This window comes from Ramlibacter sp. (assembly GCF_035655895.1).
Classification (GTDB): domain Bacteria; phylum Pseudomonadota; class Gammaproteobacteria; order Burkholderiales; family Burkholderiaceae_C; genus Ramlibacter.
The window spans coordinates 290,158-302,765 of sequence record NZ_DASRTN010000006.1; the positions used below are offsets into that span (position 1 = coordinate 290,158).

Here is a 12,608-nt window from a genome sequence, read left to right on the forward strand (position 1 = left end):
TATCGTGCGCGGTTGTTTGCGGCAGGACATGAGCCACCTACTTCCCGCGCACCACCCCCCCGACGCCGGCGCCCTGGCCACGCTGGCCGACCTGCTGCGCGCCTTGCCAGACCGACGGCCCGACCGCGGCTGGCTGGCACGCGTGGCCGAACGCCTGGAGGCGCCGCGCTGCACCTGGGCCCTGGTGGGCGGCCAGCCGCTGGTGGCGCAGCTGCAGCTCGAGCACCGTGCCGGTGCGCTGGTCGCCACCCCGCAGGAGCGCGTGCGTGCCGGTGCCCTGCGTAAGCTGCAGGCCGGCGAGCTGCTCATCCTCGACCGGCTGGCGGACGTCGCCCCCGAGGACCTTCCGCCGCTGCATGCACCGGGCGTGATGGCCGCGATGGTGGTGCCGGTGTTCGCGGGCGGGTTGCTGGCCGGTTTGCTCACCCTGCAAGCCTTCGCGCCGCGCCGCTGGAGCCGGGAGGAGGTGGCCTACCTGGCGCAGGCGGCCGGCCTGGTGGCGCATGGCCTGCAGCCGTCGGCGGACCGGCGCGGGTCCCCCGACGAGGCGCTGCTGTACCGTCGCCTGCTCGACGACCTGCCGTCCGCCGCCGCCTTCGTCGTCGACCCGGACCTGCGCTACCGGGTCGCCGCCGGAGGCGCCCTGAAGGCGGCCGGCCTGCAGCCCGGTGATCTGCTGGGCAAGACGGTGCACGAGGCGTTTGGCCCGGCGATCGCGCAGCAGATGGCAGCCGACTACCAGACCGCGCTGCAGGGCAGCGACTTCCACAACGAGCACGAATTCCTGGGCCGCCACTACGAGACCCACGGCACGCCCCTGCGCGATGCGCACGGCCGCATCGCGGGCGCCATCGCGGTGTCGCACGTGGTCACCAACCGGGTGCTGGCCGAGCGCCGCGTGCGCGACAGCGAGCAGCGCTACCGGCACATGTTCGAGGCCAATCCGCACCCGATGTGGATGTTCGACGACGTCACGCTGAAGTTCCTGGCCGTCAACGACGCCGCCTGCCGCGTGTACGGCTGGACGGCGGAGGAGTTCCTGCAGATGACGCTGGACGACATCCGCCAGCCCGAGGACGTGCCGCGGTTGCGCGAGCGGCTGCTGGCCCAGCCCTGGCCCCTTCCCCGGCGCGGCAGCGTGGTGCGGCACCGCATCCGCAGCGGCGCCATGATCGACGTCGAGATCGCGTCGCATCCGCTGGAGCTCGACGGCCGCGCGGTCCGCCTGGTGCTGGCCCACGACATCACCGAGCGCCTGCGCGCCGAGCAGTTGCTGCGTGAGAGCGAAGCGACGCTGCGCAGCTTCTATGCGAGTGCGGCCCAGCTGATGGGCGTGGTGGAAGTCGCCGAGGACGAGCGCGACATCCTGCACGTCTACGACAACCCGGCGTCGGAGGCGTTCTTCGGCTCGCACGCGGGCGCGACCACCGGCCGCTGGTCCAGCGAGCTGGGCATTGCCCGGGACGTGATCGTGCGCTGGAGCGCGCACTACCTGGCCAGCCGCCGCACCGGCCGGCCGGTGCGCTTCGAGTCGCAGCATGCGATCGACGGCCGCGAGCTGTGGCTCGCAGTCACCGTGGCCTACATCGGCGTGGCATCCAGCGGCCGGCCGCGCTTCTCGTACGTGGCCGAGGACTTCACCGAGCGCAAGCTGGCCGAGCGACGCATCTCCGAAGGCGAACAGCGGCTCGCGCTGGCCTTGCGCGCCGGCCAGCTCGGCTTCTTCGACCTCGACGTGCGCACCGGCCACGTGCACTACGGCGGCTACTGGGCCGGCATGCTCGGTCGCCGCCTGGAGGACATCCCGCCGACGCAGGAGGCCTGGAGCGCCCTGGTCCATCCGGAGGACCTGCCGCGCGTGCTGGCGGCCAGCCACGGCCACATGGAAGGCGGGGCCAGCGCGTTCCGGATCGAGCACCGCATGCGGCACGCCGACGGCAGCTGGCGCTGGGTGCTGTCGCGGGGCGAGGTGGTGCAGCGCGACGCGCGCGGCCGCGCGGTCCGGGTCCTGGGGATCCATGCCGACATCACCGACCGCCGCCGCTCCGAGGAGGCGCTGCGGCTGGCCGACCGGCGCAAGGACGAATTCCTGGCGGTGCTCGCGCACGAGTTGCGCAATCCGCTGGCGCCCGTGCGCACCGCGGTCGAGATCCTGCGCCGCAGCGAGCTGCGCGAACCGCGCATGACCAGCGCGCGCGACGTCATCGAGCGGCAGGTCAACCACATGGTGCGCCTCATCGACGACCTGCTCGACGTGGCGCGCATCACCCATGGCAAGGTCGAACTGCAGCCGGCGCTGGTGCCGCTGCAGTCGGTGGTGCGGATGGCGGTGGAAACCGCACAGCCGAACCTGCTGGCAGCGCACCAGTCGCTCGCGCTGGACCTGCCCGAGCAGGCGGTGTGGGTGCACGGCGACCCCGTGCGGCTGTCGCAGGTGGTGCTGAACCTGCTGAACAACGCGTCGAAGTACACGGCGCAGGGCGGCGCGATCCGGCTGCGCCTGCGCACCCAGGGCCAGGATGCGCTGGTTGAAGTGGCCGACAGCGGCATCGGCATCGATGCCGAGGCGCTCGAGCGCCTGTTCGAGATGTTCAGCCAGGTGCACGACAAGTCGGCCATCGCGGCCGGCGGGCTCGGCGTGGGGCTGGCCCTGTCGCGTGCCATCGTGCAGTTGCACGGCGGCCGCATCAGCGCCAGCAGTCCCGGGCTGGGGCAGGGCAGCACGTTTGCGGTGCAGCTGCCCACCATGGCCGCGCCGCAGGCACCCGTGGCGGACGAGGGCGGGGCCGGTGGCACAGCCGCGCAGGAGCGGCTGCGGGTGCTGGTCGCCGACGACAGCGCCGATGCGGCCGAGACCCTCGCCGTGCTGCTGGAGCTGATGGGCCACGAGACCCGCACCGCCAGTGGCGGACGGCAGGCGGTCGACGTGGTCGCGGCATGGGAGCCCCAGCTGGTGCTGCTGGACCTGGGCATGCCCGACCTCGACGGCTGCGCGGCGTGCCGGGCGATCCGCGCGCTGCCGCTGCGGCGGCAGCCGGTGGTGGTCGCGCTCACGGGCTGGGGCCAGGACGAGGACCGGCGCCGCACCGCCGACGCCGGCTTCGACGGCCACCTGGTCAAGCCGGTGGACGAGGCCGAGCTGCTGCCGTTCTTCGAGCTGGCCGCCCGGGGCCGCGCTGGCGCCAACCCGGGGGCCTGAGCGCGGCACCTGCAGGGCGCGGGCCCGGCCGGTCGGCCGGTCGGCCGCGCCAAGGTGATGCCGGTCCGGGGCCGTTCAGCGGGCGAACGCGGCGAAGAAGCCGGCCGCCAGCAGCGTGCGGAAATCCGGCGCGTGCGCGAGCACATGGGGCCCGGCCAGTTCGTCCGCGCCGTGGGTCGTGCAGATCGCCACGGCCGGCATCCCGGCCCGCCGCGCCGCCTCGATGCCGAAGGGCGCGTCCTCGAAGACCACGCAGTCGGCCGGACGCTGCCCGAGCCGGCGCGCGGCCTCCAGGAACAGGTCGGGTTCGGGCTTGCCGCGCAGGCCCTCGTCGCCGCCGACGACCGCATCGGGCCGGCGCTCCAGCCGGAGGTGGCCGAGCGCGAAGTCGATGTTTTGGCGGTCGCCCGCGCTGGCGACCGCGATCGGCAGCCCTGCCGCGGCCGCGAGCGCGGCGACGTCACGGAACCCCGGCACCTCGCGGAACGCGGGGCCGAACACGTCGCGGTAGATTGCCTCCTTCTCGCCGATCAGCTGGAGGGCGCGCGCGTCGTCCACCGCGGGGCCGAACAGCTCCCGGATGCACTCCACCCCGTTGCGCCCGGTCGTTCGCCGCAGCACCTCGTCCACCGGGATGTCGAGCCCGTGCCGGCGGGTGAACACCTCCCAGCTGCGGGCATGGGCCGGCATCGAGTCGACCATGGTGCCGTCCATGTCGAACAGGAGGGCGCGGGTGGTGGGCGGCAGCGGTGTCACGCCGCCATTGTCTTGCCGGCACGGGAGCGCGCGTGTCGGCCGATCGCCCGCGCGCGGCGGCCCGCGGCGCAGCGGTCGGCGGGGAGCTGCCATCCCCGCCGTTGTGCGCTCCGCTGGGTGGCTGCACTGCGCAGCCGCCGGCGGCGTGTTGCACGCCCGCCGCACAGGCTGGGCAATGCGGCGTCGTCCTACATCGGCCGACTGCCGGGCTTCCTAGCATCCGGCCGCGCCATCGGGAAGTCCTGCCCTGGCCACATCGCAGTCCGTGTCAAGGAGTCGTGGCTTGGGTATTCGCGTCCTGCTGGTCGAAGACGTCAAGGCGTCGCATGAAATGATCGTCGAGCTGCTCGACCTGGTCGGCGGCTACCGCGTGGTGGGCAGCTGCGCCACGGAGTCCGCCGCCCTCCAGTGGTTGCACGAGCACCCGCAGGGCTGCGACCTCGTCATCCTGGACATCATGCTGCGTGAGGGTTCGGGTTTCCCGGTCCTGGCGGCCCAGGCCACGCGGGCGGCACCCGACGTCGTCGTCTTCAGCGATTTCGCATCGCCCGCCGTGGCCGACAAGTGCGTGGCGCTCGGCGCCGAGGCGGCGATCCGCAAGGCCGACTCCCGCCGCATGCGCCTCTTCCTCGAGGGCTACCGCGGTCGTCTTGCCACCTCAGCCTGAGGCGAGGCGGCTCCCCGACGCACGAAGCGAAGCGCCCCGCCTGGACAGGCGGGGCGCTTCGGACAGATCCGGACAATGAGCGCGCCGGCTGCGGGAAACGCGGCCGGCGTGTCGATCAGGACTGGTCGCCGGTGGTGATCTGGCCCTGGCGCAGGGCCGCGGCGGCTTGTTCGCGCACGGCCTGGACCGACAGGGTGGACTTCACCGGGGCGGCGATCCGCGAGCCGGCCGGCTCGGGGTTGCGGTTCTGCACGGCCTGGACGGCGTCGGCGCGGACCTCGGCGCGGGTGCGCTGGCCTTCGAAGCGCGGCAGGTTGCTGCTGAAGTCGGCTTCGCCAGCGTGGGCGGCGGCGGAGAACACGGCGGACAGGGCGGCGATGGTGAGGACGGACTTGACGTTCATGACAGCTCCTTCGGTTGATGTCTTGGTTGCGATGGGTCCACTGTATTCTTGCGATCCGGGCACGAGAATGAGCGAATACGCAATTGGCCATTGCTGAATCCGCAATAATTCATCCATGGACAGGCTTCAATCGATGCGGGTGTTCGAGCACGTCGCGCTGGAGGGCAGCTTCGCCGCGGCGGCACGCAAGCTCGACCTGAGCCCGGCGGTGGCCACGCGCCTGGTTGCCGACCTGGAGCAGTACCTGGGCGTGCGGCTGCTGCAGCGCACCACCCGGCGGCTGTCGCTCACCTCGGCCGGAGAGGACTACCTGGTGCGCCTGCGCCAGATCCTGGGCGACATCGAGGAGGCGGAGGCCGCGGCGCACGCCCACAGCCGCGAGGTCAGCGGCACGGTGCGGGTGCTGGCGCTGACCGCCCTGGCGACGCACGTGATCGCGCCGGCCATCGGCACCTTCCAGCGCCGCTACCCGAAGGTGCACGTCGACATCCACGCCGAGGATTTCGCCGAGCCGGAGGTGGACGACTACGACCTCACCCTGGTCACCAGCCACCTGCAGATGCCCGGCACGGTGATCGTGCGGCCGGTGCTCGAGACCGAGGCCGTGCTGTGCGCGTCGCCGGAGTACCTGCACCGGCACGGTGAACCGGCGACGGTGGAGGACCTGCGCGCGCACCGCTTCATCCGCGTGCGGCTGTCGGGCCTGCGCCCGCGCCCGATGACGCTGATGGATCCGGACGGCCGTCAGGTCGAGGCCGCGGGCGAGGTGATCGCCACCACCAACCACACGGATGCGGTGCTGCGGGCCACCCTCGACGGTGCCGGGCTGAGCAGCCAGTCGGTGCCGGTGCTGGCGCCGTACCTGAAGACGGGCCAGCTGCGCCGCGTGCTCGCGCCCTGGTCGACCGACCGCTTCAGCGTGCTGGCCGCACTGCCGAGCCGCAAGTTCCTGCCGGCGCGCACCCGCGCCTTCCTGGACCACCTGGTCGAGCAGGCGCGGCAGCTGGCCGGGTCACCGCAGGCCTGAGCGACCGGCGCCCCGATAAGCCGGGCCAATCCCGGTCTTATCGCCTGTCCCGGCAGTGCCCCGCCCCCTAGAGTGGGGGCAGCCCGCCGGGTCATGGAACGGACTGCCTTGCCCTCGATCGATTCGCCAGACGCCGACGCCGGCGGCGGCCCGCCAGCGGCCGCCTGCAGCTGGCCCGAGCAGATGCGGCTGCAGGCGCAGATGCTCGACGGGCTCGACGTGGGCATGTGCGCGTTCGACCTGCACGACCGCACGGTGGCCTGGAACCGGACCTTCCTGCGGCTGTTCCCCGAGCACGACGGGCACGTGCACGAGGGCGAGTCCTACCGCGCCAACCTGCGGCGCTTCTACCGGGCCCGGCTGTCCGCGGCGGAGCAGGTCCACATCGAGCGCTACATCGAAGCGGCGGTCGTGCGCCACCAGACCCAGGCGCGGCCGTTCGAGTTCACGCACCGCGGCACCCGGGTGCAGGTCGCCTCGCTGCCGATCCCCGGCGTGGGCCGCGTGCGCATGTGGCGCCTGCTGGACCCGCTGCCGCCCGAGCCGCTGGCCGCGCCGGCCCTGGCCGAGCAGGGCATCGACCTGCTGCGCTGCATCCCGGAGGCGCTGATGGTCTGCGGGCCCGACCGGCGCATCCAGTGGGCCAACGACAGCTTCGCGGCGATGTACGGCGTGCGCGACGCCGAACTGGTGATCGGTGCGCGCTTCGAGACGATCTACGCCGCCGCCTGGGAGGGCGCCGGCGAGGCCGAGGCGCCGCGGCGGGAGCAGGGCGCCGCCATCCTGCGCGAGAACCTGCGCTTTGCCGGCGCGCCCTTCGAGCTGCCCCTGCCGCAGGACCGGTGCTGCCGGGTCATCGCCCAGCTCTCACGCAGCGGCCTGCTGTTCTACTCGCACGTCGACATCTCCGACCTGAACCGCTACAAGGCAGCGCTGCAGGTGACGCTGGACAACGCCGGCCGCGGCATCCTGCGTGTCGACGCGGACGGCCGGGTGGCGCTCTACAACCGGCATGCACTGGAGCTGCTGGATCTGCCCGAATCGCTGCTCGCGGGCGGCCGGCAGATCGCCGACGTGATCCGCTTCCAGGAAGCGCGCGGCGACTTCGGCGACGGCAACGAACTGATCGCGGAAGACGCGCGCCTGGCGTTCGAGCGCCGGCGCGAGACGTCCATGCTGGCGGCGCTGGCGGGCAACTCGCACTACCTGCGCCGCACCCGGTCGGGACGCGTGCTGGAGGTCGCCACCCAGCCGCTGCCCGACGGCGGCGTGGTACGGACCTTCTCCGACGTCACTGCCTACGTGAACGCCCAGAAGGCGCTGGCCGACAAGACCCGCGCGCTGGAGATCACGCTGGACAGCATGGGCCAGGGCATCGCCACCATCGACGCGAGCGGCCGCACGCTGATGTCGAACCGGCGGCACCAGGAGCTGCTGGGCTTTCCCGAGTCGCTGATGGCCACGCAGCCGACGATGGAGCAGCTGGTGCGGTTCCAGATCGAGCGCGGCGACTTCGGCGAGAACTTCGAGTTCGTCGACGCGGTGGCGCGGGGGTATGTCGCGGTGGGCGACAAGGTGCCGGCGCTGCAAGGCCCCGAGACCTACCTGCGCAAGACGCGCGAGGGCCGCACGATCGAGGTGCAGACCCGGCCGCTGCCCGACGGCGGCGCGGTGCGCACCTTCACCGACATGACCGCGTACCTGCAGGCCCAGGAGGCGCTGGCCCACAAGGAGGCACAGCTGCGCGCCGTGATCGACACGATCCCCGACCGCATCTGGCTGAAGGACCGCGACGGCGCCTACCAGGTCACCAATCCCGCGCACCGCAGCCACCACGGGCTCTCGGAAGCCCAGCTGTCCGGCCGCACGGCCGCCGAACTGTTCGGCCCCGACATCGGGCGGCGGCACGCCGCGACGGACGCGATGGCCATGGCCTCCAGCGGGCCCGTGGTGTTCGAGGACCGCGTGGCCGGCGTCGACGGCGTGCTGCAGGATGTGGAGGTCGTCAAGGTCGGCCTGCGCGACGAGCACGGCGAGTGCATCGGCGTGCTCGGCGTGGCCCGGGACATCACGGTGCGCAAGCAGGCCGAGGCGGCCCTGGTCTTCGCCAAGGAGGTGGCCGAGGCCGGCGAGCGCACCAAGGCCGAATTCCTGGCGAACATGAGCCACGAGATCCGCACGCCGATGAACGCGGTCATCGGCCTGAGCGACCTGCTGCTGGCGACGCCGCTCACGGCGACGCAGCGCGAGTTCGCCGACGCGATCCACACCAGCGGCAACGCGCTGCTGGGCCTGATCAACGACATCCTGGACTTCTCCAAGATCGAGTCGGGCCACCTCGAGCTGGAGCATGCGCCGGTCGACCTGGTCGACTGCATCGAGGGCACGCTGGAGATCACGCGCGCCGCGGCCGCGGCCAAGGGCCTGGAGCTGCTGTACCGGATCGAGGACGGCGCGCCGGAATGGGTGATGGGCGACACGACGCGGCTGCGCCAGGTGCTGGTCAACCTGGTGAGCAACGCCGTCAAGTTCACGCCCGGCGGCGAGGTCGTGGTCACGCTGTCCAGGCGTGCCGGAACGCAGGGACAGGACCTGCTGCACGTGGCCGTGCGCGACACCGGCATCGGCATCCCGGCCGACCGCCTGGGCCGGCTGTTCCAGGTGTTCAGCCAGGTCGATGCGTCGACCACCCGCAAGTACGGTGGCACCGGGCTCGGGCTGGCGATCTGCCGCCGCCTGGTTGCCCTGATGGGCGGCCGCATCTGGGTCACGACCGAGCCGGGCCGCGGCTCGGAGTTCCAGTTCGAGGTGCCGCTGCTGCCGGCGACGCCGGTGGCGACCGCGCCGCTCGATCTGCCGGCCGGCCGGCGCGTGCTGCTGGTGGAGGCCAACGCGACGGCCCGCGCGATCCTCGGCGAGACGTTGGGCCGTTGGGGCCTGGAGGTGCTGCCGGTCGCCGACGCGCCGCAGGCCCACCGGTGTCTGGCCGACGGCGTGCAGGTCGACGCCGCGCTGATCGACGAACGCGCGATGGATGGCCACGCGCTGGACGCGCCGGTTCCGGTGCTGGTGCTGCGCTCGGGGTTCCCCGCGCCGGGCGACCTGGCCGCGGGCCGGGCGGACGTGCTGCACAAGCCACTCAAGCGGCTGGCCTTGCGCCAGGCCCTCGCGCGCCTGCTGCTCACCGGTGCCGAGGCGCCGTCGGCCGGCCTGGCGGCCGCGCCCCAGCCGATGCCGCAGGCCGGCGACCGGCCGATGCGGGTGCTGCTCGCCGAAGACAACGAGATCAACCAGATGGTCGCCGAGCACATGCTGCGTGGCATGGGGCACGAGGTGGCGATCGTCGAGAACGGCCAGCTCGCGCTGGACGCCATCGCAGCGGCCCGGGCCGAGGGCCGGCCGTTCGACGTCGTGCTCCTGGACGTGCAGATGCCGGTGCTCGACGGGCTGGAGACCAGCCGCCGGTTGGGCGCGCTGGACGCGGCGGCCCTCCAGCGGCCCTGGATCATCGCGATGACCGCGAACGCCATGCAGGGCGATCGCGAGCAGTGCCTGGCCGCGGGCATGGACGACTACGTCAGCAAGCCGATCCGGGCGGTCGACATCGCCGCGGTGCTGCGCCGCGCCGGCGAAGGACTGGCCGGCCGGCGCGCCTGACGCTCAGGCCGGGGCGGTGCCGGGCCCGGCGGCGAGCAGCCAGTGGACGGCTTCCTCCTCGTTCTCGAAGACCCGCAGGTTGACCCCGCGGCGCCGGGCGATGGTCTCGCTGTGGTCGGTGCGTTCGCCCACGCCCACGAGCGAGGCGATGCGCCGCAGGTGCGACAGGCACGATGCGATCTGGTCGCCCACGAGGGCCTGGACCGTCAGGTTGGGCAGCGGGCCCATGGCGCGGCGGTCCAGGAGGACGCAGCGGCTGGTCCAGGCTTGCGAACTGCGCTGGAGCCGGTCGAAGGCGCGGATCAGCGGCCCGAGCTCAGGCGCGCCGTCGAACACGACCCGGACGTAGCCGGGCAGGGAAGTCTCGGTCACTTCCAGTGGCATTGTTGTTCTCCTTGTTGCGCGCGCAGCCTAGGGGCCTGGCGGCGCTGCACATGTCGGAGAAAACGCAATCCGTTTGCATGCCAACACCCTTCGGCCAGCCGTGGCGCGCGAGCCCGGTTCCGACAGCGATGCGGTCCCCGTTCCGACGCGCCCGCCAGCAGTGGCGCGTGGTGGGCGTCGTGCGACGGCGCGCAGACGTCCGCACGGGGGCGGCGGTCCAGCGCTCCGGGTGGCGGGCGCGCCGCCACTGCGGGGCGCGGGCGCGGCTCAGGGCCGCAGCAGCTGGGTCATCACGTCGGCATCGCCGGCGCTGCCGGCCGTCCAGGCCAGGCCGAGCGAGTCGTCGGCGAGGAGGGCGGCACGCGGAGCACCACCGCTGGTGCTGACGGCGGTGGCGCCGCGCACCGGCTGGCCGGCACGGTCGTAGCGCTGTGCCTCCAGTTCACCGGCGGTGGCGGTGGCCGAGAACAGCACGTAGCCCCCATCGCGCAGTGCGGCGGCCGCCACCGGCATGGTGCGCAGCGATCCGGCGGCGCCCTGCGGCTGGCCGTCGGCGGCGTAGAGCTGGTAGGAGCCGACGTTCTGCACCGGCGACAGCAGCACCGAACCGCCGCCCTGCAGCGGCAGCAGCACGCTGCCTTCGGCGACGCCGGGGGCGCCGGCGGGGAGCACCGGGGCCGACGCACCGTCGAAGCCGGTGTAGTGCAGGAAGGTGCGTCCCATCACGCGGGTGGACGTGGTGAGCACGTAGCCGCCGTTGGGGGCTGCGGTCAGCGAATAGCTGGTGTTCAGGTCGCCGGTGCCGGCCTGGACGGGCCCGCCGGCAGGCTGCCCGGCTGCGTCGAACCGCTGCGTCCAGAACTGCGGCGACCTGCCATTCGCGTCTTCCCGGATCACCGACCAGCCGACGACGAAGCCGCCGGCGTCGAGGCGGACCACGGCGGGCTCCGTGACGTAGTGCATCGTGGTGCCGCCGACGCGGTTCTGGTCGATCGCCGCGATCTCCAGCGGCGCGCCCACGGCGGAACCGGCGGCGTCGTAGCGGCGCACCACGATCGAGGTGCGGGTGATCCACGGCTGGTCGGCCGGCGCCGAGGTCTGGGCCGACGCCAGGGCCATGCCCCCGTCGGCCAGGACGGCAGCGACGGTGGCCGTCTGCGCAGCGTCGAGCACCGCCGCGGTGTCGCCGCCGATGCGGGCGCCGCCCGTGCTGAAGTGCTGCAGGTGGACCGCGGTCGGGCTGCCGTCCCCTTCGGAGAGCCATGCCACGGCGTAGCCGTCGGGCGTCGTGCCCACGCTGCGCAGCGTCTGCTGGCCGGCGGCCGAGGCGTGCACCCGGGTGGGGGTGCCGTAGCTTGCGGCCGGGCCGGTGGGCGGCGTCGCCTGCGCGCTGACGGACGCCCCGGTGGACAGGGCATTGCCACTTGCGCCGCCGGCGCTTCCGCCGCCGCCACAGGCGACCGCCGATGCGGCGAAGAGGACGGTGAGGGTGAACTTGCTTGCCACTGTCAACCCGGTGGCGCGGGTACTGCTGTTGGTCATGACCGTCCTGCGTGGATGAGATTCCATGCTAGGAAGCCGGATGAGCCTGCGCTGTAGGACGGCATCCTCAGCCATTGACTCCATTTGGCTGAGCTGGATGGCCCTTCGCAGGCGCAGCGCGCCAGGCTGCAGGCGCGCCGCGACGCCGGCCGTCGATCGCTGTGCGCAGCGGACGCGGGCCGCGGCGCCCGGGTCTAGAGCGTGCGCCCGGCGCGGTACATCGCGCTGGTGCGCCGCGACACCGTGGTGGCCTGCGCGATGCGCGCCATCGCCTGGCCGGCGTGGGCGTGGGCGATGGCCAGGCCCAGCGCGTCGGCTGCGTCCTTGCCCGGCACGCCGGGCAGCCGCAGCAGGCGCTGCACCATGGCCTGCACCTCGGGCTTGCCGGCGCGGCCGGTGCCGGCCACCGCCTGCTTCATCTGCACCGGGGTGTACTCGCCCACGGCCAGGTTGCCGGCCACCAGGGCGGTGACACAGGCGCCGCGCGCCTGTCCGAGCAGCAGGGTGGACTGGGGGTTGCTGTTGACGAACACGATCTCGACCGCTGCGCAGTCCGGCTGGTAGCGCTGGCGAACCTCGCAGATGCCGTCGAACAGCACCTTCAGCCGCGCGGGCAGGTTGCCCCGATCGAGGTGGGTGGTGGTGATGGTGCCGCTGGCCACGTAGGTCAGGGCCTGGCCCTCGACGTCGACGACGCCGAAGCCGGTGGTCTGGAGGCCGGGGTCGATGCCGAGGATGCGCATGGCTGGGGCGAGTCTACCGGGGTCGGCTCGGCCGCCCCGCCCTGCTGCGGCAGTCGCAGCGCGCGCGCAGCGGAGTGGGCGCCAGCGTCTGCAAAAGGCGACACCCGACGCGGGCGACGACCGGTCCGCGGCCTTCTGGCGTCGGCCCGGCACCGATGTTTGCTCTGGACGCGACTCATCCTTAAGATTTACTCATCCAATCCCGTCGGCCGGGATGTAATGGAAATGGA

9 protein-coding genes are annotated in these 12,608 nt (G+C 72.9%); 4 read left to right on the forward strand and 5 right to left on the reverse strand.

The features are described 5' to 3' along the window. The first annotated feature begins 28 nt into the window (after positions 1-28). Entirely contained in the window at positions 29-3,199 is a 3,171-nt protein-coding gene (locus VFE82_RS04520) for a PAS domain S-box protein (protein ID WP_324999049.1), read from the forward strand. A gap of 75 nt (positions 3,200-3,274) precedes the next feature. On the opposite strand, the gene VFE82_RS04525 is transcribed toward VFE82_RS04520, so the two are convergent. Beyond that, positions 3,275-3,955 (reverse strand): HAD family hydrolase, encoded by a 681-nt coding sequence (locus VFE82_RS04525; RefSeq protein ID WP_414708723.1) that lies wholly within the window; start codon positions 3,953-3,955, stop codon positions 3,275-3,277. A gap of 283 nt (positions 3,956-4,238) precedes the next feature. Here VFE82_RS04525 and VFE82_RS04530 point away from each other — a divergent pair, with 283 nt between their 5' ends. Further along, entirely contained in the window at positions 4,239-4,622 is a 384-nt protein-coding gene (locus tag VFE82_RS04530) for a response regulator (RefSeq protein WP_324999050.1), read from the forward strand. Positions 4,623-4,737: 115 nt separating this feature from the next. Here the strand turns inward: VFE82_RS04530 and VFE82_RS04535 are convergent, their stop codons facing one another. Next, positions 4,738-5,025: a DUF4148 domain-containing protein gene (locus VFE82_RS04535; RefSeq protein WP_324999051.1), complete on the reverse strand. Its 288-nt coding sequence runs from the start codon at positions 5,023-5,025 to the stop codon at positions 4,738-4,740. A 115-nt stretch (positions 5,026-5,140) separates the two neighbouring features. Between VFE82_RS04535 and VFE82_RS04540 the strand changes: the two genes are divergently transcribed. Together VFE82_RS04540 and VFE82_RS04545 are read left to right on the forward strand one after the other, a co-directional pair. Beyond that, a complete protein-coding gene (locus VFE82_RS04540) occupies positions 5,141-6,052 on the forward strand; it encodes a LysR family transcriptional regulator (protein WP_324999052.1) in 912 nt (303 codons plus the stop codon). Positions 6,053-6,145: 93 nt separating this feature from the next. After that, positions 6,146-9,709: a PAS-domain containing protein gene (locus VFE82_RS04545; RefSeq protein WP_324999053.1), complete on the forward strand. Its 3,564-nt coding sequence runs from the start codon at positions 6,146-6,148 to the stop codon at positions 9,707-9,709. Between the two features lie 3 nt (positions 9,710-9,712). On the opposite strand, the gene VFE82_RS04550 is transcribed toward VFE82_RS04545, so the two are convergent. From VFE82_RS04550 to ruvC, 3 genes are all read right to left on the reverse strand, one after another. Continuing rightward, positions 9,713-10,081: a hypothetical protein gene (locus tag VFE82_RS04550; protein WP_324999055.1), complete on the reverse strand. Its 369-nt coding sequence runs from the start codon at positions 10,079-10,081 to the stop codon at positions 9,713-9,715. Between the two features lie 279 nt (positions 10,082-10,360). Continuing rightward, entirely contained in the window at positions 10,361-11,635 is a 1,275-nt protein-coding gene (locus VFE82_RS04555; RefSeq protein ID WP_324999056.1) for a hypothetical protein, read from the reverse strand. Between the two features lie 194 nt (positions 11,636-11,829). Beyond that, positions 11,830-12,378: a crossover junction endodeoxyribonuclease RuvC gene (gene ruvC / locus VFE82_RS04560; protein WP_324999057.1), complete on the reverse strand. Its 549-nt coding sequence runs from the start codon at positions 12,376-12,378 to the stop codon at positions 11,830-11,832. Positions 12,379-12,608: the final 230 nt, after the last annotated feature.

What these genes read in the sequence shown, in the direction of transcription:
- VFE82_RS04520 (WP_324999049.1), top strand. Translation starts at nt 29, where the DNA reads ATGAGCCACCTACTTCCCGCGCACCACCCCCCCGACGCCGGCGCCCTG.
- VFE82_RS04535 (WP_324999051.1), bottom strand. Translation starts at nt 5,025, where the DNA reads ATGAACGTCAAGTCCGTCCTCACCATCGCCGCCCTGTCCGCCGTGTTC.
- VFE82_RS04540 (WP_324999052.1), top strand. Translation starts at nt 5,141, where the DNA reads ATGGACAGGCTTCAATCGATGCGGGTGTTCGAGCACGTCGCGCTGGAG.
- VFE82_RS04545 (WP_324999053.1), top strand. Translation starts at nt 6,146, where the DNA reads ATGGAACGGACTGCCTTGCCCTCGATCGATTCGCCAGACGCCGACGCC.
- VFE82_RS04555 (WP_324999056.1), bottom strand. Translation starts at nt 11,635, where the DNA reads ATGACCAACAGCAGTACCCGCGCCACCGGGTTGACAGTGGCAAGCAAG.
- ruvC (WP_324999057.1), bottom strand. Translation starts at nt 12,378, where the DNA reads ATGCGCATCCTCGGCATCGACCCCGGCCTCCAGACCACCGGCTTCGGC.